Here is a 23,349-nt window from a genome sequence, read left to right as displayed (position 1 = left end):
TGATTGATACGACGTCTATAAGTGCCCGGCTTCAAAGTGGAGCCGGGCATTTTCTTTTGCTTTGTCATTTCCAAGAGGAAATTCACAAACGCTCTAAAACTCAATCACTTCGCCCGGCTTGGGAACAATCGGCGGTTCATCACAAACATCGGCCAAAAGAGCGGCAGTCGCTGCGGCTGGTCCTTCCTCGCTGTGCACCACGACGGCTTTTCCGCAACCTCCACGCTTACCAAGCTCGCCGAACCACCACTGGAAGTCGGCCGCATCGGCATGAGCCGAAAGGCCAGTCAGACACTCGATGTCGGCTCGAATTTCCACTTCCCGATTCAGCACTTTCACAGGGGATCGGCGTTCCTGTAATCGCCGCCCGAGTGTTCCTTGAGCCTGAAAACCCATCAGAATCACGGTGTTCTTTTCATCAGCGAGGCCATGCTTGAGATGATGAACCACTCGACCACTTTCGCACATGCCGCTCGAAGCAATGACCACAAATGATCCTTTGCGATAGTTGAGCGAGGCACTTTCCTGAGGTGTTCGTATGAACTGCAGTCCCGGAAAGCTGAAGGGATGCTCATCCGCCTGCCGGACACGCTGCACAGCCGCATCCATTTCGTTCAAATGCCGCAGATAAATCTGCGTGAGTTCCCTGGAAAGCGGGCTATCGACATACATCGGGATCCGCGGAAGCAGGTTCTGATTATTGAGATCATTGAGGTAGTACAGAATGTTTTGAGTTCGCCCCAGCGCAAACGCCGGGATAATCACACGTCCTTCGCGAGCAGCAGTTCTTTGAATGATGCGCTGGAGTTCAAGTTCCTGAGCACCCGCTTCCGGATGAATCCGGTTCCCGTAGGTTCCTTCGGTAATCAGCAGGTCGCATCGATCGACCAATTGCGGATCGCGAAGAATCGGCAATCCTCGTCTGCCGAGATCACCCGTGAAGACGACTCGCTTCCACTCCCCCTGTTCTTCCAGATCGAGTTCTACAATTGCCGAACCGAGAATATGCCCGGCTTCTCGGAATAGAATGCGAACATCTTTGCCCACATCTTCCCGTTGACCATACGGAATCGTTTCAAAGAGATCGCAGACCGCTCTGGCATGCTCTTCGGTGTAAAGCGGTTCAATGGCTCGCGCGTCGCGAGGATTGACATGCCGCCGCAGATATTCCGCATCTTCCGACTGAATCTTGGCGGCATCCCGCAACATGACTGCCGCAATCTCAGCGGTGGGTGGCGTGCAGAAAATCGGCCCTCGAAAACCCGCCTTATACAAACCGGGAAGATTTCCACAGTGATCGATATGGGCGTGCGAAAGAATGACAGCATCAAGCTCTTGGGGTCGGCAATGAAAATGACTGTTCTTCGCACGGGACTCGGCGCGATGCCCCTGGAAAAGACCACAATCGAGCAAAAGTCGTCTCGTCGAAGTCTCGATCAAATGCTGGCTGCCAGTCACTTCACCAGCAGCACCAAGAACAGTCAGCTTCATAAGAGAGTTTTCAAAAGGCGAAAAGATTGAATGTTTGACAGGAGATCTCTCCCGAGCCCATGAATCATATCAATTGGTGACGCCAGGAGTGATCGTACCCGAAGTTTGACGAACCTGTTGGATTTGGACAGTGTCCTCAAGATCCTGTCGACCTGAGTTTGGCCCGCTAATCGGATTTAAAGTGTCATGCGGATTCCACGATTCAATTGCGATTTGCGCGCCATGCTTGCGGCTTGGAGCAAGCATGCTTGATGGACTCTCCACCGACATTGATCTCTGGGACAGGTGGCATCAGGTTTTCAGGTAAAAGCTTTGTTTTTAAGCCCTTTATTGGCTGTTGCTTGCATCAACATGACAGATCAGCGACGATATGAGGGCAAATGATTCACATAAGAAGCCGTTGATTATCCTGCCAGCTATCGAGAAATAACAACGATCACTCGTATCGATCTGCTGCCAGGATTGACCAATATTCTGCCTTTTCGCCTCTGCAAGAGCTTGAGTTCATGACATCCACGAAAATCTATGACGAGACCACCTATCAGCAGGAACTCGTACTACAGCAGCAGGATTCACTGAAGAATGCCTGCCATTGTGCCCGTCTGGCGGAAGAATTCCGTTGCAAAGACGTCGTACTCCTCGACCTGACCAAAATCACGCCGATTGCCGATTACTTCGTCATTGCCACTGCCACAAATCTCAGGCAGACAGCGGCACTTATCGAAGAAGTCAGGGGCATTTTCAAAAAGCGTTATCAGGCACTTCCGGCCCTCGAAGGGGGCGAAAGTCAGTCGTGGATGCTGCAGGACTTCGGTACAGTCATTCTGCATGTCTTTGTCGCTGAGGCTCGTGAACTGTATGACCTCGAAGGTCTCTGGGCTGATGCGCCGCGACTGGACTGGAAAAAGCTCCTCTCCAGTGGTGCCGTCCAGATCTCTTAAATGCCATTTTGAAGACATGAATCGTTGCCTGTCGAAAATTGCTCGATCAACAATGATGTCAGCCTCTCAGTGAAGTGAACCTTCCCCGTGAATCTGCTCCAACTCCTCCGACAGCGACTTCGCGATGCTCTGGTTCCTTTAACACCCGAGCCCGAAAACTTTGTCGACATGCTCCGGTCAGCCGGAGACACCCGCTTTGGCGACTTCCAGGCCAACTGCGCGATGCCGATGCAGAAATCGGTCGGGAAACCCGCGCGCGAAATTGCCGAGCAGATCGTGCAGGGGCTGAAGATCGATGACATCTGCGAACCTGCGACCGTTGCCGGGCCCGGGTTTATCAATCTGAAGCTGAAAGAGTCTTGGCTCGAACAAGCAGCCACAGAATGCGCCCATGATGTGCAGTTAGGACTTGAGCCAGCCTCACCTTCACGACAGTACATTGTCGACTTTTCTTCGCCGAACGTCGCGAAGCCAATGCATGTCGGCCACCTGCGCAGCACAGTCATTGGCCACGCTCTTTACAAAGTGCTGAAAAAGCTGGGGCATTCCGTCCAGAGTGACAATCACATTGGTGACTGGGGCACTCAGTTCGGCATGATCATTTTCGGGTACAAGAACTTCCGTCATGAAAAGGCGTTTGAGGCCGCTCCTGTAGCCGAACTCGCCCGGCTGTATCGACTGGTGAATCAACTTTCGGATTATCACGCCCTGAAATCGACTTTCAGCGAGATCGAAGCCCGAATTCCCACAGCGACAAAGAGCCTCGCAGAAGCTCAGGAATTGTTGTCCAATGCCGCGAAATCGGGAGTAAAAAAATCTCCGGAACTTCAGCAACAGGTAAAAAAGGCGGAAGCCGAGCTCAAAGAAGCGACAGAAGCCCTGGAGAGCGCTACCAGGAAAATCACGGCTGTCGAAGCTGATCCAGAACTCCTGAAAATCGCCGCCAAACATCCCCGCATTGCCGAAGAAGCCCGATTAGAAACGGCGAAGCTGCATGCTGGAGATCCTGAGAATCTGGCTCTCTGGAACCAGTTCCTGCCCGATTGCCTGAAGGCTCTCGAAGGACTCTACGCCCGGTTTGATCTGAAGTTTGACATGACACTCGGTGAGAGCTGGTACAATCCCATGCTCCACGGAGTGCTTGATCGACTCGAAAAAGCCAAACTGCTGACCTCCAGCCAGGGTGCTCAGTGCGTGTTCATTGAAGGATATGAAGCGCCATTCATTGTTCGCAAAAGCGACGGCGCCTTCACGTATGCCACAACCGATCTCGCCACCATTGAGTATCGTGTCGATTCTTTGCAGGCCGATGCCATTCTCTACGTGGTCGACAGTCGTCAGAGCGAGCATTTTGACATGCTCTTTGCGACAGCTCGCAAACTTGGCTACGACAACGTCGAACTGACACATGTCAAGTTTGGCACCATTCTGGGTGAAGACAAACGGCCATTCAAAACGAGATCTGGCGACACTGTTGGCCTCGAAAGCCTGCTCGATGAAGCGGTCTCGCGCGCTCGACAGATTGTCAATGCCGGGGATGACAGCAAACCGACGGGTGCTGAACTCGATGATACCACCCGGCAGGCGATTGCCGAGATTGTGGGCATTGGTGGGATCATTTACGCCGATCTGCACCACAGCCGCGAGAGCGATTACACCTTCAGTTTTGAAAAAATGCTGGCCACCAGGGGAGACACTGCCACCTACATGCAGTACGCCTATGCGCGAACTCATGGCATCTTTCGCAAGGGTGGCATCGACATCGAACAGTTGCGAAAGGGTAAACATCCGATTCGACTGACACAGCCATGCGAGCGCATGCTTGCTTTACAACTGGTTCGATTCGGTGAAGCCCTTCACGACGTGGCTGCCGAATATCGACCCAATGTGCTCACGCAGTATCTGTTCGAGACCGCCAACAGATTCAGCACGTTCTTCGACGAATGCCCGGTCCTTAAAGAGACCGACGAGTCGATCCGTCACAGCCGGTTGTTGCTATGCGATTGGACAGCCCGAGTCATGAAAGAAGGGCTTGGTCTCCTGGGAATCCGCGTTGCAGAAAAGATGTAGTCGTCGCCCCGAAGGTGATTAACGATCTGTCTCTTTTGTCGTGTGTTTTGCTGCCAGTCGCCGGTAGATCTCTGCAACCTTGGGCTTTCCTTTCGCCTCAGCTTCATCGGCCTTGCGAAGATAGTCATTCGCTGTGAACGCTGGCTTGGGAGCATCGGGCTCAACGGCTTCGGAGCTTTCTGCCGGGGACAAAGCCAGGATCTGACGATCCATCTCGTGAAGATCGATGATTCGCACACTGGCCGTCATCGAACCACCACTCAGTGAACGACCGTAGGCCGGGCCACCAAACAGCGGATTTCTGGTCACAGGCCCGCGGGAAAGGGGAAAGGTCGAGCGGGAAGGCATTGTGGTCAAACCACGGGAACTTCCACCAATCAGAGTTTGGCCACCATCCGGCACACTGATGGAGGTTGCAGCACTCGACTGCCCCACCGAAGGAAGTTGGACAGCCTGATTCTGAGCGAAACCCACCTCGGCACAGCCGATGATGATGACCGCCAACAGGCCCGCTCTTCGCAAAATGGCAACCATGAGTGGCTCCTGGGAAAGACTTTCAGGCAGTGAAAAGCTGGTTTATGGAGACTCCCATCGTCTCTTCAAAACAATAAAGTAACCATTTGTCGTGTCCGGGAGGAGTTCCCATTTCTCAGGATGCTGAGCATATTCGGGAATTTGCGAAGGCTCGTGGATCTCACTGTATGGGCCACGCGCGTCAATCACGATGTAATCGGTATCCTCAGGAACACGCAGTTCGTACCCACTCACCTTTCTCGGATATTTGCTGTAATCATACGATCGCTCATGATGAGTATAACGCGGATGGACATAATCTGTTGAGGCAACTTTTGCAGTCGCTGGAATCAGATCTGCAATCTTCGAATACGCGGCTGCCCGTTCCGTCGGACGATAAAGCTGCTGCCAAGACCAGTTCGAATTGGCATCCCAGAACGTGACTCCCCAAGGAGAAAGCGAAAACCAGAGACCGGTTTGCAATGCACAGGCCAATCCCCAGACCGCGAGTCCGTCGGGTTGCCAGCCAGCGTAATTCTCATCGGGACGGATGGGGATCGACCAGTCTCCGGACGCTGTCAGTCTTACTCGGATGCGTTGAATCCACTCGCGACCGAAAACAATCCCATAGGCACTCGCCCACAAAAGAATTGCCACCAGTGGTGCATGAAATTGATGGCGAGGATCTTGAGCAATGTTGTTCAGGCACAGCAGTCCAAACAACGGGACCCCCACCAGCAGGCGGCTGAGCGATAACAGAGGAAGAAACCCCAGTGGGGCTAAGAGAGAAATCGCAAACATCAGGGTCTGCAGGTTCAAAAGCCGCCCCAACACTCGATCGGGACGAGTCGCCATATTCCAGGCAATTTCGGTAAATGATGAGCCGAATTCCGCATAATACCGGGCGTAATGGACGCCTTCTCCATCGCGGAAGAATGGAATCGCCACCTTGACGGCAAAGAGGAGGTAAACCACAGAGCTTACCAGCAGGATCCCGCCAGCAATTCCCTGAGGGGTTTTGACCATTCTCCAGCACGACTGCTGGCAACGCTGCCAGAGACTGCTTGTTGACTCTTGAGGAGTAACTACCCCTGACTGCCAGCCCCCCGTCACCATGAGCCACAGACCCAGCGGGCCGAAAATCAGTGAATAGTCTTCTTTAACAGTCAAAGTGATCAGCAGGCATATCAGCCACCGCCATAAAGGTGCCTTTTCAAGCCGCCATAATTCCAGTTGCCAGAGTGTCAGCAACAGGAGCGGGATACCAAATGCTTCGGGCCGGAAAGTTTTGAGGTCGATTTCAATATCTAAAAATTGCATGGGGAAATACATCAGATAAGCCAGCCCCAGCCAGAACCCCGCGCGACGGCCAGCTCCTGAAACCAGGCACAATTGAAAAACGATCAAAGCACCACTGGCCAGTGCGAGCGTCTCACACATTTCCAGCAAAAGGTGCGATTTCCAGATCGAATAAAAAGGCAATAACCCCAGATGGATCACCTGCAGATGTTCACCAAGAAAAAGCCCTTGATCGAGGTAACTGCGGAAGCCTTTTCCGTGCAGAATGTTCCACAAATGCTCTTCGTACATGGCAGAATCGCCATGTGGAATTCTCAGATTGAACCAGAGAGCCCAGTTCATACTGATAAAGACCAGGCTGTAGGCCAGTGTCAAAGCCAACAACGAACGCCAACTCGATTTCTCAGCAGATGATGCGAGCGAAGCAGAATCGTTTGGCGGCACGGCCGCTTGTGCCAACTGTTCATGGCCCTGAGACTGCTCAGAACCGAGTGACCACCAGGCCCACAGGGCACAGGCCAGCGAGAGTGCCAAGGTCATGGAAGCATTCGCCTCGACCACCCCAACCAGACTTTCCCAACCCGTCAGCAGGCCAACTGTCCAGCACAATTGCCACACGAGCAGCCACGATAAACTTTGACCGAACTTTTTCCCCCAGAGTGAGTATCTGCCGGGCTGGGAATCACCTGTCGATTTTGCCAGTGGTAAACTTGTCTCTGTTCCTTGCAGATTCTGAGGCAAGAGCCAGCCACCCACCAACCAGCCCGTCACGACAAACAGACTGCTGATGATCATTGTCGAGGCAAACGGCACATCATACGAGACTTTCAAACCACTGTGATCAATGAATCTTTGCAGGCTTCCTCCCAGCGCCAGACTGATTTTCTGTGCGGTCGCCAAACTGACAAATTGACTCGCCATCTGCTGGCTGCCAAGCCAGTCCCGCAGGCACATGGCCAGGCCAATCATCCCCAAGCCCAGCCAGCCCCCTGCACTTCGCCAAGGCATACGCTGCCAAGTGGCTGCCCTGCCCGAAGATCGGGAGGAATCGACAGATCGCGCCGGTTGAGGCGAGCGTGAACCACGGTTTTTCTTCGACATTCGCTCAATTGCCTCGGCCATCGCAGGCTCTACTCTTGCTGATACAAGACCGCCCGCCAACAATCGTCATCAGTTTCAAAAACATCTCTGTTTGCACCAACAGGTGTTTTACACAGGATAACGACTTGCCACTCCAGCCAACATCACCAGATGAGAATCGCCGTTAGACTTCAACCCAGGTTTTCAATTCACGCGAGGTGTTGAGGTCATCATCCTGTATTCTCATCAGAAACAATTTGCGAAAAGTCTGTCGATGAATGTGCTCCCGCGAGTTTATTGTGCCGGCCCGCTGTTCAACGGTTGCGAACGCGAGGAAATGACCTCGATTGCCAATCGACTGAACGCCGCTGGCTATCCGGTCTATCTGCCTCATCGCGATGGCATGGAATTTCGCCTGGTACTGGATGTTTTGGTTGCTCGCGGTTACGAAAAGGCTGTCGCCGGTCAGTTTTTGCACAGCGCGATCTTTGCGCTTGATGTCTATCAACTGGTCTTTGCCTGTGACGCGGTTGTGTGGAATCTCAATGGTCGCGTTCCGGACGAAGGTGCGGTTTCGGAAGCAGCAATGGCGTGGATCCTGGGCAAGCCAATGATTGCCTTCTCGGATGATGCCCGCTCCTTGATCGAAGGACGCATCAACCCGCTACTGTATGGTCTGGTCGATTTCCAGAAAGTGACTCTCATTGACGAAATTGTCCCCGCTCTTCAAGTGGCTCTGCAAAACCATCGGGCTGCGGGCTGGATTCCTGCTGCAGAAAAGCCTTTGCACAATCTGCCACCACGAGTGAGCCGTGCGGTCTCGGATGGGGCCGCGTTGTGGAGCCTACTTGAAAACAAGCCCCTCGAGGTCAGTCAGGCACAGCACCATGTTCCTGATGAACAGCCAAAGTTTGCGGTGGGCGCTCAGCCGAGCTCGGCAGTTGATGAGATTGATAACGAACGCATCGCCGACTGTGTCATCAAACTCTTTGCTCCGGAACGAATGTCGCCGACGATCACATTTTGAGCGATTTTGTCGCCAGCCTGTTTGCCAGTCGGATGGCTGAATAGAGGCTGCCAGGATTCGCCAGACCTTTCCAGGCGATGTCCAGCGCCGTGCCGTGATCAACACTCGTGCGAACAATCGGCAAACCCAGTGTGGTATTGACTGCCGAATCAAAGGCCAGTGCCTTGACGGGGATATGTCCCTGATCGTGATACATACAGACGACTGCGTCAGAAGTGCGACGCCGCGAAGGAACAAAAGCGGTATCGGGCGGAAGAGGTCCTTCGACCAAAATCCCTTGCTGCTTCGCCAGTTCGACAGCCGGTGCAATCACGCGTTCTTCTTCCCTCTGCCCAAATAATCCATGTTCGCCGGCATGCGGGTTCAAGCCACAAACAAGGATTTTCGGCACACGATCACGAATTTTCACCAGGGCTTCGTGCGTGAGTTCGATCACTTCCAGAATTCGCTGAGTGGTCAGCAATTGAGGTACTTCAGAATACCCACAATGCACTGTTACGAAAGTGCACACGACTTCTTCTGAATACTGCATCATGCACCAGCGATTCGATTGAGTTTTGCTGGCAAAAATCTCGGTATGGCCGGGAAAGTGATGTCCCGCCAGATGAAGTGCCTCTTTGCTGATAGGAGCCGTTGTAATGGCCGCCACCCGTCCAGCCAGGGCGGCATCGATTGCTCGCTGAATGTACTGAAAGCTGGCATTGCCTGTGGCCGCATTGACAGTTCCGGGCGTGAATTGATTCAGCTCAATGGCACCACAGTCAATAACGGTCGGCCCGCTGACAGACATGCCCCTGGCAAAATCCGACAATGAAATGACAGGAGCTGCCAGGCTCTGCCCCGTACTCGCAGCAGCAGCCTGCAGCACCACAGCATCTCCCAGGATGATTGGCAGACTCTGTTCAAGAGCTGAGGGCTCAGCCAGCAATCGGACACACAGCTCCGGGCCAACTCCAGCCGGGTCACCCATCGTGACGGCAATGAGAGGTCGCGAGGTAATTGAGTGCTGATCCATGACCTGTGCCAATCATCGACTTCAAAAAGAGCTGCGGAGTGACTCCTTCGTCAACTGAGGAATCTATTGTGCTGCAATATCTTACGGCATAGTCGCACTTTTGGCGATTTGTCGCAAATGTCGCGAACTTCAGGTCAGTGAGAAATCTCATCATTGACAACAGTAAGAGACTGGGGGAAATGATCCTGAGCTTGCGACAGTTTCTTGCTGGCCTATAATCGTTAATGAGCGATGGCTTGTCTGGCTCAAGGCGGCGATGGATGCGAATCTGGTTACAAAATGTCTGGCTGGCTGTCAGCAGTGTGATTCGGGGACTTTGGCTCACGTTGCGAGTGTGGCTGAAGACTTACCGTCGCCCCACCTTCACTGAAGTCTATGAGTATCCCGAGCAACCTATCCCGCTCAAGGCACGGTACCGGGGCTTTCATCGTTTCGATCTGACGACATGCATCGGCTGTGATAAATGTGCCGTGGCATGCCCCGTCGATTGCATCTACATCAACAAATCCCGCATTCCGGGAAGCAAAGGCTTTCAGGTTGATGGATTCGCGATTGATTACACAAAATGCATGTTCTGTGCATTATGTGTGGATCCGTGCCCGGTCGACTGTATTTTTATGGGCTCGAATCACGACTTGAGTTGCTACAACCGAGACGGTTGTGTGGTCGACTATGCCAAGCTCCCCCTGGAAATTGCCTGGGGAAGAGCCACCCTGACTCCTAACGCCGTGGCGGCCTCAAAAGTGATCGATGAACCCGTGTGGATCAAAGGCGAATCTCCCACAACTTAGCAGAAACAACTTTGCGAACTTGCTTAAGCAACAAGGCGATCAGTGGCATTCGGGTCACTTTTCAAGCGAAAATCTGATTCCTTATCATTTAATTGCTTTATCGAACATTGCGACATTCTTGAAATCTTCCACAAATTGGCTCATGCACAGCCGACGACACGGGGAGACTCAGGTACAATTCCAAAAAAGCGTTTCGAACGAATGAACATTGATCGAACTGGCTCGTTGGACATTTTCGGGCATCTGATCAACAAATGAATTGGACGACAGACGACCTTTCCGGTTTTCCCACTCCCTGTTTTTAGAGGGTTAGCCCGTGCAAGCACCCGCCACACGTTCCCGGCGATTTACATTCGCATCTGCGAAGAAGTCGATGCCGCTGGTGCAGGCCATCACGAAGGACATTGTCGAACTTCATCGAGATCTGCTGGCTCGACATAGCCGACTGCAGGAGATGAAGTCGCGGCACCGCAGAGCCAACTCCTCGGCTCCGCTGGCCTATCGGGAGGAAGTCGAACAGATCCAATATCACCTCGCTCAGGATGAACAACGCCTGGAGGGCTATGTTGCCGAACTGGAAGCGCTGGGTGTCGTTGTTCGTGATCGCTCAGTGGGTCTGATTGATTTTCCTACGAAAATTGATGGTGTCGATGCCACTCTCTCGTGGAAAATCGGTGAACCCGAGATTGCCCACTGGTATGGCGTCGGCCACCTGGCGGACGTCCGTTCTCCACTCTCTGCGGAACAGAAGGGAGACCCTCAGACTGATGATAAAACCGCCAGTCCCTCTCTATCCACCGGACTCGCAGATGCCACAGTCGTACCATCAGCAACAGGAATATCGCCATCAGGCATTTCCTTACCAGCTCAGGATGCGTTGATTCCTGAAACTCAGCCAAACCCGGAAGGTCATGGCAAAACGGGTGCAGGCAATAGTGGCTCGGGTGATGCCTCTGTTTAGTTCGAATCCGGCTTAGCTTGAATCCGGCTCAGGTCGAATCCGGCTGAAATCCTGCAGTTGATGACAGGTAGTTTCTCTACTGACGAATGTTTGTATCTGATATGACCGACGTTGCTGGCCATTTACTGATCTTCACACTCTGCGGCGTTGTGCTCTTTGTCATCCCACTGGTTATCGGGAGATGGATTCGACCTGCCCGACCTTCGGCAGCCAAAGACGATATCTACGAATGTGGTGAACCAACCATCGGATCGAGCTTTATTCAGTTCGATCTCAGATTTTATGTCGTCGCGCTGCTGTTTATCGTGTTCGATGTGGAACTGGTCTTCTTTTTCCCCTGGGCACAGGTGTTCGGCTCAGCCATTCATCTGGCGGACACTTCCATTTCAGCCGATGCTGCCAATCATCTCACTTCGACACTTTTTCCAGAGATACATTCTCCCGCTACCTCTGACCAACATTCTGCAATCTCAACAACCAGCCTGCATCCGAGGGCCGCACTGGCATTAGGCTGGATGTCATTCGTCGATGTCATCATCTTCTTTGCAGTGCTCCTCGTTGGGTTTGCCTACCTCTGGAAACGAGGAGACCTGGATTGGGTGCGGGCTGACGAACTGAAATCCATTGCCAATCCATCCCACAGATAATGCACGTCTTGAATGTGGTACGAGTGACCGATGTCCAGTCCGACTTTTGAATTCTCTCTGCTAGAGCAACAACTCCCCGGTGGTTCGGTCCGCCTGGTTGAAGCAACCACCGGCGACTCCTGGATCGAACTGAAGAGCCATGCCCTTCGCGAGGCCTGCCAGATACTGCGAGATCATCAGGATTGCCAGTTCAATGTTCTCTCGGATCTGACAGCCGTTGACTGGTTCAGCCCGGCAGGAAAAAAGCCGGTGATTGCGGATCCACGATTCGAAGTGGTTTATCATCTGCTCTCGCTCACTCGGCAAAAGACACTGACATTGAAAGTGATCTTGCCTCGACCTGATCGCGATGAACTCTCTGAGATCCCGTCGATTGCCGACCTTTGGCTGGCGGCCAATTGGCACGAGCGAGAAGCCTTCGATATGTTTGGAATTCGCTTTACTGGCCATCCCGATTTACGGCGGATTCTCTGCCCGGAAGACTGGGAAGGGTATCCACTTCGCAAAGATTATGAGTTCCCTCTGGAATATCACGGAATTCGCGGACGATGATCCGTCCAAGGCTCGTTTTTCGATTCACCGACCATTTGCATGACATGAAATAGACGATAAGCCATGCCTCAATCTGCCGACCAGAGGATTATCGAACTTGACGTTCGCACCGACGAAATGCTGGTCAATATGGGGCCGCAACACCCCAGCACGCATGGTGTTTTGCGACTGGTTCTTCGCACTGATGGCGAAATTGTTCACGAAGTCATTCCTCACCTGGGATATCTGCATCGCTGCGCCGAAAAAATTGGCGAGCATCTCGCACCTCCCCAGTGGGTCCCATACACAGACCGCATGGATTATCTCGCCGCCATGAACATGAACCTGGGTTTCTCACTCACAGTGGAGAAACTCATGTCGCAGGTGGCTCCTCCAAAAGCTCAGTTAATCCGGGTCTTTGTCGCTGAACTCAACCGCATTGCCAGCCATCTTCTCGGGATGGGTGCCTACGGGCTCGACCTGGGTTCATTTACGCCTTTCCTTTATGGGTTTCGCGAGCGAGAAATCATTCTTGACCTGCTGGAAGAGGTTTGCGGTGCTCGACTGACTTACAGCTACGTCACTCCAGGCGGAGTCACTCACGATCTCCCCGAAGCCATCCCGATTCCACCCGGTCTGGCGATGCTCACCGGCAGGCCTGCAGGTGCCACGATCTCGTGGGTCGACGCCGTGATTCTCTTCCTCGATTGGCTGGGCCCCAGAATCGATGAATACCATACACTCCTGACAGAAAATCACATTTTCGTCCAAAGGACAGCCGGCCTGGGAGTGTTGACTCGCGAGAAAGCCATCTCTTACGGCTGCTCAGGGCCCGTGCTTCGCGGGAGTGGAGTGGAGTTCGATCTCCGTCGTCATGGAGATAAAATCTATACCTCTCTCTACGAAAAGTTCGAGTTCGATATCCCCACCGCCCCTTTTCGCAATGCTCCGCGTGAAGTCATTGTGGGAGATAACTGGTGTCGTTTTTATGTCCGCATGCTGGAAGTCACACAATCGATGCGCATCTTGAGGCAAGCAGCCGACCTTTGGACGATTGGCGGAGTTGCTCACGATCCCGCAGGACACAAAATCCCTTATCGGCTGACAACGAAACTTCCTGCTGCCGAAGTTTATCTGGAAACAGAATGCCCTCGCGGCCAGATGGGATTCTATGTCATCGGCAATGGCTCTGCCGAACCTCTTCGGACTCGAGCAAAAAGCTCCTCGTTCTGCAATCTCTCTGTGATCAGCGAACTCTGCCAGGGAGTTCTCCTGGCCGACATCCCCTCAATCGCCGGCTCGCTTGATATCGTCATGGGCGAGATCGACAGATAAGAAAATTGACACCAGCTTAATCGATGAAGAGACTCTCAGACCTTTCAACAGAGACGCGCCAGCCACTTAACCGATGGTATTGATAGGATTTAAGATGCATCGAGAGTGCATCATTTCGCCGTCCTGGACACTCGGAAGCCGACCCACTTGCTTGTTTTCAGACAACGGTAAAAGTTGTCTGAAGTCTTTTCGGTGGAACTCCCTGTGGAAGCATGCAGGGAGCGCGACCTTATCGTTCATCGTTTCGCTGGAAGACGCGAAACTTGGCTTCATTCGTTCACAGGTCTGCAGCGGCTATTTATCAAGCTGAGCTTCAATACTGAGGCGGTTCTCCCTTATGCCGCTGCGCAAGACCAGGGTTAGATTTCAGCCTGCAGGTTAGAGTCGGGGATCGACTGGCTCGCTCTCCAAAGCCAGCACACCGAAGACGCATTCGTGAATACGCCGGAGCGGCTCTTGACGGACGAACCGATCCAGAGCTTCCAAACCCAGGGCGAATTCTCGAAGTGCGAGCGACCGTTTACGACCGAGGCCACGGCTGCGAAGTCTCGGGAGGTTTTCGTCCGAGTCGTAATCCGGGCCATAGATGATTCGCAGGTACTCCTTGCCACGGCATTTGACCGCCGGTTGCACCAGTCCCTTCCTGCCCCGATTGATCCAGTTCAGAGGTTTTGCCACCATCCCTTCGCCGCCGCGAGCAGTGAGCGACTTCCACCAGTCGACCCCTCTGGCGGTGCTATCGAGATCGGTCACATCAATCATTTGATAGCTTGTTGCAAGCATCAAGTCTGTGTCTTCCCGACAGAGACGTGCCACGGTTTCCATGTGCCAGACGTGGTTCTGATCAGTATAGACCTTCCCTTCCGTTGCCAGCACATGGAACGGAGCCAACTTCAAGTCGCTCAGTGATTCCACGTGCCAACAGTACTGACGATAGGCTGTTACGAATCGCTCGATGGCTGATTGCCGATCGCCGAACCTTACTCTGAGAGCATCAAGAATCTCTTTATCACCGATGTGTCGCTGAGCCGTCTGTTCAAGCACCGACAGGACTCGTTGAAGCGAGGCTGATCCTGCAGATCCAACTGCCGCATACTGTGATCGCAGCAGCTCCTGGGCCTTGACCGACCAGGGCATGAGTTCACAGTCAAGGCACGCCCAGGTCGTCTGGAACTCTTCCCAGAATCCCGCTTTGGTCATCGCCAAACGCAGACGTTCGAGAAAACTACGTTCAAGATCGGCGTTGTTGAAAAAACGCCGTCCAGTACGGGTATAGACGATTCCGATTTCATCCTCTCGGATGCCGAATCGGTCCCGCGTTGCGACCTGGTCACGACAGATTACCACGACCGCTCTCGATCCCATGTGCTTCTCTTCGCACACGACCTGAGGAACTCCCTGACTGCGGAAGTAGGCGAAAGCTTCCGCAGGGTGTTCAAGCATCCCTGGCTCGTTCGAGGTCTCTGAGGGAGACATCGTGGGCGGGAGATAGATCAACCACTTAGGATTAGCCGCATACCGACTCATGACTTCCAGAGCAGCGGTGGCGTTCTCTTCCCGAATCGTGACCGTTCGATCCAGCTTTGTGGAGATGATTCGTTTGCCCAGGACATCCGCAGCGTCCAGCACATCATCCTGCTGATGCTGGGCCGACAAGTTGGGTGCCTTCTGACTTTCCGAAAGAAACGGTCGAGCTGGTTCGCAATACGTTTGTTTCGCGGGAACAGAGACGAACTCCTGCTCGGGATAACGCAGAGACGTCAGCTTGCCCCCAAAGACGCAGCCGGTATCGATGTTGATTGTCCGATTGAGCCATTCCGGTTCTGGAACGGGAGTGTGGCCGTAAACGACCAATGCCTGCCCCCGGTACTCTGCAGCCCAGTTGTAGCGCACAGGCAACCCGAACTCGTCCGTTTCTCCCGTCGTTTCGCCGTAGAGCGCAAAGTCCCGCACCCGCCCCGAACCTCGTCCCTGCATTTCCTCCTTCATCCCGGCATGGGCCACCACGAGTTTTCCCTCATCGAGAACATAGTGACTGACGAGGGCGTCGAGAAACTCTGCCAAGTCCTTTCTGAATAATTCTCGAGTCTCATCCGGTAGAGCTTCAATCTCCGCCCAAGTGTCTGCCAGGCCATGCGTGATCTGGACGTTCTTACCGTTCAGCTTTTTCAATAGTTTTATGTCGTGATTGCCGGGAACGCAGATGCCACTGCCATACCGCACCATGTTGCGGACAATCCGCAATGTATCGAGGATGCGGGGGCCACGATCCACAAGGTCACCAAGGAACACCACTTTACGGCCTTGCGGATGGACATAATTGACATCACCCCACAGCGAGGATTCATCGCTCGTTGTGTGCTTCACGTACCCCAGTTCCAACAGTAACTCTTCGAGTTCATCGCAACAGCCATGAATGTCGCCGATGATGTCGAACGGCCCATGTTCATCTCGGCGGTCGTTCCACAGGGGAACCTGTTGAATCGTTGCGTTCTCGATCTGATCGACAGAATCCAGAACGAAGACATGCCGGAACCCTTCCCGCTTGAGTCCTCGCAATGAGCGGCGAAGCTGCGAATTCTGTTGCCGGATGACGTGAGGGCCGAACGTGCGGTCACCCCGCCCTCGATTCCGTTCGTGGCACACATCCTCCGGGACATTGAGCACGATTGCCACCGGCAGGCAGTGATACCGGCGGGCGAGTTCGACCAAGGGCTGGCGGGCTTCGGGCTGAACATTCGTCGCATCGACGACCACGAGCTTGCCCCGTGCCAATCGCTTCGCCGCAATGTAGTGCAGCACGTCGAAAGCATCTGTGGTCGCCGCCTGATCGTTCTCGTCATCGCTGACCAACCCGCGGCAATGGTCCGACGATAACACTTCTGTCGGGAAGAAGTGCTTCCGTGCAAACGTGCTCTTACCCGATCCGCTGGGACCAATGAGGACAACAAGCGAGAGTTTGGGAATGGTGATCTTCATGTTGCGGGCACTCTCTGAATATTGGCCTCCTTCAAGCGCAATCGCACCAGCAGCTCATGCAATGCTTCCGCTGCAACTGGTGCTTCGGGCAATCGGCTCTGCTCGAACGCGGATTGCAATTCCCGGCGCAGTCGCTCGTACTCGGCCTCGTGAAAACTGAGATCGGCAGTTTCCAGCTTTCCTAGTTCTGGACCACCAGTCTTCTGGGCGATCAAATCAGGAATCTGCGGCAACCGCACCAGCTCATTGAGTTTCACGAGATTGGCCTCAACTTCGCCCGTTCGCATCAGGTGAATGCCGGTGAGCAGTACACGGTACACATATAGCAACGGCTTGACGTGGGGCGGATCAGCCTTCTGGAACAATTTCCACTGGGTCTCGGCAAATCCAAGGTAGTGGTGAGCGTGATGTCTTGTGACGCAACTGTCAGCAAGAGCCCGCAACTCCTGATGTTCGGGAGTCGTGTAAACTACGAGTGGGGAGAGAAGTTGTTCCAGCACATAGCCGTTCTTCTTGAGCATCAGGCCGAAGAACTTCCTGGCGTCGTGCGTCACGAGGTCGATTTCCAGGCCATCGTGAAGCCCTGATCTCTCGATGGTCTCCTCGGTCTCACGCATGCCGACAATATCCCGCAGAGGCAATAGATGCACACCCCTGAGGTCAAAATCAGAATCGGGTGACGGAAAACCGTAGAGATGCGCTCCACTGATCGTAGCGAACAGGAGGGGATATGGATGTTCGGCGATATGTCGGTGCAGACGAGGGTCAATCGTCATGGGAGTTCCTCCGATAATGCCGCCCGACGGGCTTTCACGAGCAGTGCGTTCGCCTGTTCATAATCAGGACGTTCCGGTAACTTCGAAACGGATAGTGCTCGATCAAACTCAGTGTGCAGACTCAGCCGCCACTTTTCGGTCTCTTGCCAGGGAAGTTCGCCTCGCTTCACTGCCAATAGCTGCTCTCGATGTTCCTCGACTCTCACTGGCACAAAACCGTTCCGCAGCACGGCAATGCCAGAGATCAAGAGGCGAATCAGGTGCATCACATGCTTCCACTTCACCTGACCATGATTACGGATGTCCGCCTGCATCTTTTTGAACTGCGACATCACGTAGCCATTGTAGGTTTGGTAAACCAGACGAGAGAGGAATACTGACCGGATTGCCAGAAGTTCCTCGGCAATTGGCGTTGCCTTCTCTACCAGTGGCGTGTAAAGGCACTCGAGGACATTCGGGTTGGCCTTGAGGGCGAGGACAAGGAATCGTTGAAGTTCCCAATAGTGTTCCTGGGTCTGGTGGCACTCGATCTGTTCTGGAACGCCGTAAAGAGACCACTGCAACCCGGCTTGTGGCAGGAAGATTCCCCGGTAATCGGTGTCGGACTCCTCGTCGTCCAGCCCATAAGCTCTCGATCCGATGATACAGCGAAAGATCACCCGGTCGAACAGATTGCTCCGAGCGGCAGCAATTTGCGCATCGCCGATCTTGCCCTCCTGAAAGTGAGCCAGCACCACTATATCCTCTCGCCGCAACGATTCCTCAACACCATCAGGGAATCGCACTCGATACGAATGATCGAGATCGGCGGGAGCACGAACAATCACGCCAACCGCTCCTTGTGGTTGAAGCGTTCTTCCTCCTTGTCCCGTAACCGCTCTGAGTGCAACAACTTGCGTTCCCTCAGAGAAGATAAGACTCGGGTTCTGGTGAACTCGCTCAGACACGCTCAAATACTCCCATTTGCGTCGGTGGCCCAACCGTTTCGTCTTCCGGGCCTACGGGAATGAATCGGACAGCGTAACCGTACTGTCCGGAGACTCGATTGGCCCACTCCTGAAACTCATGGCGGGTCCATTCGAAGCGATGATCGGCATGTCGGAAACTCCCCGCTGGCAGAGACTCCCACATCACGTTGTACTCCCGGTTGGGTGTGGTCATGACGACCGTCGCCGGTTTGGCGAATTCGAACAGCACTCGTTCCAGAGCTGCCAACCTGGGCTGATCGAGATGCTCGATAACTTCCACAACAGCGGCTGCATCAAACCCTTCGAGACGTCTGTCACGATAGATTAACGAGCCATGAATGAGTTGCAGTCGTTCAGCTTGACGGGGAGGAAGACGGTCCAGTTTCAATCGACTGCTGGCGACTTCCAGCGACCGGACCGACACATCCAGCCCCACAATCTGCTCGAACTGCCGGTCCTGGAGAAGTTCTCGCAGCAACTTCCCTTCCCCACAGCCGAGATCTAACACCTTGCGAGCACCACTGGCCCGCAAGGCGGCCAGAACCGCTCCGTGACGTTGATCGTTGAGGCTTACTGGCCTCTCCAAAGATTCCTCTTGCTGCTGGGGTTCAGGGAGTTCTTCGATGTCGATGAGGCGTTCTTCTTCGACAAGGCGAATGAGAGCTTCCCGGTAGAGACTCGACTGATGTTTGAGAAATCGCCGAGTAATCTGTTCCTTCTCCGGGTGCTGAGCGAGCCAGCCAGTCCCTTTGATGAGCAGCTTGTCGAGTTCGTCTTCGCCCACAAAGTAGTGCTTCTCATTGTCGAAGACGGGAATCAGGACATACAAGTGCGTCAACAGTTCCGAAATCGTCTTCGTGCCCATGACAGTGACAGAGTAATACGGGCTGTCCCCCCATTCTGGGAATTGATCATCGAGGGAGTGGCACGTCGCCTCGACTGTATATCCCAACGGCTCAAAGACCCGGTGCAGAAATCCCTCACCAGCCCTCACGGGAAGCACGTCAATTCTTACCGAGAGCGGAATTGGAGTCGTCACCAGTTCGGGGCGATCCTTGCATCGGCCACCCAAGGCAGTCCCAAAGACCTGGGAAATCGCCACACTCATGAACGATGAGGCGACATAAGGTCGGTCGTTCACGTAGCGATCAAATAGTGAGTTCTGCTCTGCCCCTCTGCCCCGCACCATCCCCACCGGATCAATCTCAAGTAACAGCGCAACCGTCGTGCGTTCAGTGGAAACTTCCGGGTAGAATACACGCGCAGTTCCGAAGCTCAGGTCAAAGCTCTGTACTCGATCCGGGTGCTTGTGAAGCAAGTAACTCAGATCGGTCGCAGGTTGATGGGTGGTGGTAATGGTCAAGATCATGCAATAGGCCTAATTGATGTTCGCGGCACTCAATTATGCAGCAACCCATCCAGCGGATCGACCACTGGATGGGCTGCTGAGGTCAGTTCCTGAAGTAGTGGCGACGGTTTACGCCTTCAAAAGCAGCCCTTTGGAAGGCAGCACTTCTTGAATCTTAGTCCTGAGCCGCACGGACAGAGGTCGTTCCGTCCCAGCTTTTCTTCCAAGACCTTGTTGCCATGAACGATCCGCACCCCGCGCTTCACCTGAGTTTCCGAGGGATAGCCTCGACGCCGCTTGCTCATCGTTTCGAAAAAAATGGCCGCTCTTCAAAGTGTTTTTGGTTTTCATGTCGCATGATGCACCTTCGTTTCTGAAAGAGTTTGTGGATCTGTTGTCGCTGACACCACGGCAGAAGAAAAGGTTCACCTGCGTTATGGATAGCGTTTGTATCACTTGGGTTTCTCGTTGAAGCTGTTCGCCGCAGTTCGCTACAGCAGCCTTGTGCGTTTTTGTGGTCGCTTTTCACAGGATGGCAAGTGATCACCATGGCGAGCGTGCTGGTTCAGACCGCGGTTACTTCGATGCGATAGGCACGATGCATTCGCTGGATTCATTCTTCGGCGAATTGACCAGCGTGCTGACGGGATATGCCTCCATCTCATCGTCGGGATAGGGGCCGAGCAACGAAAGCAGCAGTTCCGGTTGTTCGATCTTCTGATCCAGCCAGACATCAGCAGCGGCTGGGGAGAGGATCACCGGCATGCGGTCGTGCAGTTCCGACATGAGAGTGTTAGCGTTCGTCGTAATGATCGTGCAGGTCTCGATGGGCGAGCCGGATTTTGTCCAGCGTTCCCAAAGTCCGGCGAATGCAAACGGTCTTGCATCCTTCATGCGAATGCAGAAGGGCTGTTTTGATTGGCCTTCTGTCCTCCATTCGTAGAAGCCGTCCGCCAATACGAGACAGCGGCGGCGTCTCAATGCGGTCTTGAATGACGGCTTCTCGGCGAGTGTCTCCGCTCTGGCATTAATCATGCGACTTCCGATTTTGGGGTCATCCGCCCAAGCCGGCACCAGCCCCCAGCGCAACAGAACCAGTTCCCGGGAAGTCGAATCAGGGAGGGAACGGACCGCAGCAACCTGCTGTGTGGGAGCAATGTTATAGCGTGGCTTCCACTCGACCTGCGACTTAGCCGCATAGAGTTGGAGCAGTTGGTTGAGATGAGTTCTGAGGGTGTACCGACCACACATCGCTTCACGTCATTCCGATTTCTCAACCGAACATTCCCAGACTACGGTCGTACAACGAGCAACCCGCCGCTTGACAAAAAATATACATGCGTATAGTTTTCAAGCAAGGAGCGGAACATGGGGACACTGAATCTTTACGATACCCAGAAGCAGAGAATTGTCGAACTCCAAAGCCGGATTCGGGCTTGCGAGCGAGGAGCATTTGCCCACTCAACACGTTATCTCACAACAGGTTGTGATGCCTTAGACACTCTGTTTCCCGGCCAGGGAGTGCGTCAGGGGAGCCTTGTCGAGTGGTTGGGAGAGAGTAACGCCAGCGGTGCTGGCACGGTCTCTCTGATGACTGGTCGGCGGGTCTGCCCTGCAGGACGTCCGCTGGTGCTGATCGACACTCGCCACGACCTGTTCCCACTGTCGCTTTCGCTGCTTGGCTTTGATCTCTCCCGGCTGATCCTGATTCGACCAGCTTCCGAGCGGGAGGCTCTCTGGGCGTGTGAAGAGGCGCTCCGATGCGAAGCAGTCGGGGTCGTCTGGGCGAATATCGAGCAAATCACCAGCACCAGTTTTCGACGTCTCCAATTGGCGGCGGAAGATTCCGCAGGGATCGGCTTTCTCGTGAGATCCACGAAAGCCGTGCATCAACCTTCATGGGCAGAAGTTCGGTTCAAGGTGCACCCAAGTCCTTCTCTGCGTGGCTCACCCGGCTTTCAAGTGGAAGTTATTTCCCATCACGGGAAACCCCATCACACCACGGCGGACATCATGATCGACAACTGGAAGGGAACGCTTTATGAGAACAGGCACTCAGCGAATCCTCTGCCTCTGGTTCCCCGAATGGACGTTGCAACGACTCGTCGTCGCTCAACCGGAACTTGACCGATGTCTCCTCTTGCTGACCGAGCGGTTGCAGCGGGGAGAGTTCGTTCGCTATGGCAATCGACTGGCTCAAAAACGTGGCGTGCGGGTGGGAATGCCGGTCTCGGAAGCCCGGACGTTTTTCCGACCTCGCGACCGCATCATTGTGGAAGCGGTCCAGCCTCCACAGGATCGACAGGCACTCATTGAACTCGCTCTGCGTTGCGAGCGGTTCAGCTTTCGTATTGGACTGGAAGAGACCGACCACCCCGAAAGTATTCTGATGGATGTGACCGGGGTTGCCCAATTCTTTTCCAGTGAGCAGGGACTCGCCGAAGAATTGGACCGGGCGCTCTCAAACAACCGTTACAACGGTCGCATCGCCATCAGCGAGACCATCGGCTCAGCCTGGGCAGCGGCTCATTTTCTGGCAGGTTCGCATCAGCCGGTCGTTATCCCTGCAGGAGAACTCCACCGGCTGGAACCGCTGCCTGTGATGGGGCTGCGGTTGGATGACTCCACGCTGACGAAGCTGGAGCGGCTGGGCATCCAGACCATTCGTCAGGTGCTCGCACTGGATCGTGCTTCGCTGACACGCCGCTTCGGAGCAGAAATTGTTACTCGCCTTGATCAACTCAGAGGACAACGCCCAGAGACGATCACCCCTTGCCATCCGCTGCCAACGTATCGGGTCGAGCGAAATCTCGAAGAGGGCATATCTCACCCGGAAGCCATTGAACAACTCTGGTCTCTGCTGCTGCGACAACTGCTGGACTTGCTCACCCCGAAATGCCTCGGCACCCGCCATCTGGAATGCCGGTTGATCATGGAAGACCGTACCTCACAGTCGCTCAGCCTTCGTCTCTGCGAAGCAACCAGCGATCAGCAGCACATCGCCGATCTGCTGCGGTTCCAACAGGAAAAACTGCGGCTTTCATCTCCGGTTGTCGCTCTGATGATGGAAGCGCTGGACGTGTCCCCTCTCGAAACCAACCAACAGGAGTTGTTCGATGGAGGCACACGAGGTCATGCACGGCAATTCTCGATGCTCGTGAATCGTCTCAGCAGCCGTCTGGGGGCAGAAGCAGTTCTCGTCCCCTGTTTGCTTCCCGATCCTGTTCCCGAACGGGCGGTGCAAATGCATCAGGTATCCGATGCAAACTCTGCGGAGTTCACCACGTTCCCCGCACGATTTCATGGGGTTGATCGTCCCACGGCCTTGTTTCCTGAGCCAAGACCAGTCGAGGTCATCGCCATGTTGCCAGACGGGCCTCCCGCTGTGCTGTTCTGGCAGGGAATACGGTTCGACATTTCCTATTCGACAGAACCGGAGCGAATCGAATCCGGCTGGTGGGATGGTGAATACGTCTGCCGGGACTACTACCGCGTCGAAACATCTTCAGGCCAGTGGCTGTGGGTCTTCCGACGCCTTCAGGATCATCTCTGGTTCTGGCATGGGGAATTTTTTTAA

Annotated in this window: 20 protein-coding genes; 10 read left to right on the top strand and 10 right to left on the bottom strand. The window is 54.1% G+C overall.

Annotated features, from left to right (window positions below; genetic code table 11):
• Positions 1-93: 93 nt before the first annotated feature.
• The gene (locus A6X21_RS20930; protein ID WP_068852174.1) at positions 94-1,491 is read right to left on the bottom strand and encodes an MBL fold metallo-hydrolase; all 1,398 of its coding nucleotides are present in this window, start codon (positions 1,489-1,491) and stop codon (positions 94-96) included.
• Positions 1,492-1,997: 506 nt separating this feature from the next.
• On the opposite strand from A6X21_RS20930, the gene rsfS reads away from it, so the two are divergent.
• Positions 1,998-2,432 (top strand): ribosome silencing factor, encoded by a 435-nt coding sequence (gene rsfS / locus A6X21_RS20925; RefSeq protein ID WP_083233786.1) that lies wholly within the window; start codon positions 1,998-2,000, stop codon positions 2,430-2,432.
• A gap of 87 nt (positions 2,433-2,519) precedes the next feature.
• Complete coding sequence (gene argS, locus A6X21_RS20920) at positions 2,520-4,502, top strand: arginine--tRNA ligase (RefSeq protein WP_068852171.1); 1,983 nt, start codon at positions 2,520-2,522, stop codon at positions 4,500-4,502.
• 18 nt (positions 4,503-4,520) lie between these two features.
• On the opposite strand, the gene A6X21_RS20915 is transcribed toward argS, so the two are convergent.
• Complete coding sequence (locus tag A6X21_RS20915; RefSeq protein ID WP_068852168.1) at positions 4,521-5,036, bottom strand: hypothetical protein; 516 nt, start codon at positions 5,034-5,036, stop codon at positions 4,521-4,523.
• A 42-nt stretch (positions 5,037-5,078) separates the two neighbouring features.
• Positions 5,079-7,436 carry a DUF2079 domain-containing protein gene (locus A6X21_RS20910; RefSeq protein ID WP_068852165.1) on the bottom strand — a complete coding sequence of 786 codons (2,358 nt, stop codon included), beginning with the start codon at positions 7,434-7,436 and terminating at the stop codon, positions 5,079-5,081.
• A 232-nt stretch (positions 7,437-7,668) separates the two neighbouring features.
• Between A6X21_RS20910 and A6X21_RS20905 the strand changes: the two genes are divergently transcribed.
• Complete coding sequence (locus A6X21_RS20905) at positions 7,669-8,421, top strand: nucleoside 2-deoxyribosyltransferase (protein WP_068852162.1); 753 nt, start codon at positions 7,669-7,671, stop codon at positions 8,419-8,421.
• On the opposite strand, the gene pdxA is transcribed toward A6X21_RS20905, so the two are convergent.
• Positions 8,411-9,436 (bottom strand): 4-hydroxythreonine-4-phosphate dehydrogenase PdxA, encoded by a 1,026-nt coding sequence (gene pdxA / locus A6X21_RS20900; RefSeq protein ID WP_068852159.1) that lies wholly within the window; start codon positions 9,434-9,436, stop codon positions 8,411-8,413. The genes A6X21_RS20905 and pdxA overlap by 11 nt on opposite strands.
• A gap of 260 nt (positions 9,437-9,696) precedes the next feature.
• Between pdxA and A6X21_RS20895 the strand changes: the two genes are divergently transcribed.
• The 5 genes from A6X21_RS20895 (at position 9,697) to A6X21_RS20875 (ending at position 13,701) form a co-directional block, all read left to right on the top strand.
• Positions 9,697-10,227, top strand: a complete 531-nt coding sequence (locus A6X21_RS20895) for a 4Fe-4S binding protein (protein WP_068852155.1) — start codon at positions 9,697-9,699, stop codon at positions 10,225-10,227.
• A 316-nt stretch (positions 10,228-10,543) separates the two neighbouring features.
• Entirely contained in the window at positions 10,544-11,188 is a 645-nt protein-coding gene (locus A6X21_RS20890) for a DUF2203 domain-containing protein (RefSeq protein ID WP_131818475.1), read from the top strand.
• A gap of 101 nt (positions 11,189-11,289) precedes the next feature.
• A complete protein-coding gene (locus tag A6X21_RS20885) occupies positions 11,290-11,835 on the top strand; it encodes an NADH-quinone oxidoreductase subunit A (protein ID WP_068852150.1) in 546 nt (181 codons plus the stop codon).
• Positions 11,836-11,865: 30 nt separating this feature from the next.
• Entirely contained in the window at positions 11,866-12,387 is a 522-nt protein-coding gene (locus tag A6X21_RS20880; RefSeq protein ID WP_068852147.1) for an NADH-quinone oxidoreductase subunit C, read from the top strand.
• A gap of 63 nt (positions 12,388-12,450) precedes the next feature.
• Entirely contained in the window at positions 12,451-13,701 is a 1,251-nt protein-coding gene (locus tag A6X21_RS20875) for an NADH-quinone oxidoreductase subunit D (RefSeq protein WP_068852144.1), read from the top strand.
• Positions 13,702-14,079: 378 nt separating this feature from the next.
• On the opposite strand, the gene A6X21_RS20870 is transcribed toward A6X21_RS20875, so the two are convergent.
• The 6 genes from A6X21_RS20870 to A6X21_RS20845 form a co-directional block, all read right to left on the bottom strand.
• Positions 14,080-16,680, bottom strand: coding sequence for a polynucleotide kinase-phosphatase (locus tag A6X21_RS20870; RefSeq protein ID WP_068852142.1), 2,601 nt, complete (start codon positions 16,678-16,680; stop codon positions 14,080-14,082).
• Entirely contained in the window at positions 16,677-17,456 is a 780-nt protein-coding gene (locus A6X21_RS20865) for a nucleotidyltransferase domain-containing protein (protein ID WP_068852139.1), read from the bottom strand. The genes A6X21_RS20870 and A6X21_RS20865 overlap by 4 nt, the downstream gene beginning before the upstream one ends.
• The gene (locus tag A6X21_RS20860; RefSeq protein ID WP_068852136.1) at positions 17,453-18,403 is read right to left on the bottom strand and encodes a nucleotidyltransferase domain-containing protein; all 951 of its coding nucleotides are present in this window, start codon (positions 18,401-18,403) and stop codon (positions 17,453-17,455) included. Before A6X21_RS20860 ends, A6X21_RS20865 begins: the two co-directional genes overlap by 4 nt.
• Positions 18,396-19,793, bottom strand: a complete 1,398-nt coding sequence (locus A6X21_RS20855) for a 3' terminal RNA ribose 2'-O-methyltransferase Hen1 (protein ID WP_068852133.1) — start codon at positions 19,791-19,793, stop codon at positions 18,396-18,398. The genes A6X21_RS20860 and A6X21_RS20855 overlap by 8 nt, the downstream gene beginning before the upstream one ends.
• 116 nt (positions 19,794-19,909) lie before the next feature.
• Positions 19,910-20,077, bottom strand: a complete 168-nt coding sequence (locus A6X21_RS20850; protein WP_083233785.1) for an SEC-C metal-binding domain-containing protein — start codon at positions 20,075-20,077, stop codon at positions 19,910-19,912.
• Between the two features lie 271 nt (positions 20,078-20,348).
• Positions 20,349-21,023, bottom strand: a complete 675-nt coding sequence (locus A6X21_RS20845) for an SOS response-associated peptidase (RefSeq protein WP_068852127.1) — start codon at positions 21,021-21,023, stop codon at positions 20,349-20,351.
• A 117-nt stretch (positions 21,024-21,140) separates the two neighbouring features.
• Here A6X21_RS20845 and A6X21_RS20840 point away from each other — a divergent pair, with 117 nt between their 5' ends.
• Positions 21,141-21,899 (top strand): ImuA family protein, encoded by a 759-nt coding sequence (locus tag A6X21_RS20840; RefSeq protein WP_068852124.1) that lies wholly within the window; start codon positions 21,141-21,143, stop codon positions 21,897-21,899.
• Positions 21,814-23,349: a Y-family DNA polymerase gene (locus A6X21_RS20835; protein ID WP_240490350.1), complete on the top strand. Its 1,536-nt coding sequence runs from the start codon at positions 21,814-21,816 to the stop codon at positions 23,347-23,349. The genes A6X21_RS20840 and A6X21_RS20835 overlap by 86 nt, the downstream gene beginning before the upstream one ends.

The sequence above is a fragment of the Planctopirus hydrillae genome, assembly GCF_001707835.1.
Lineage (GTDB): Bacteria > Planctomycetota > Planctomycetia > Planctomycetales > Planctomycetaceae > Planctopirus > Planctopirus hydrillae.
Note: the sequence above shows the minus strand (reverse complement) of the source record. Positions and strands in the feature narration are given on the sequence as shown.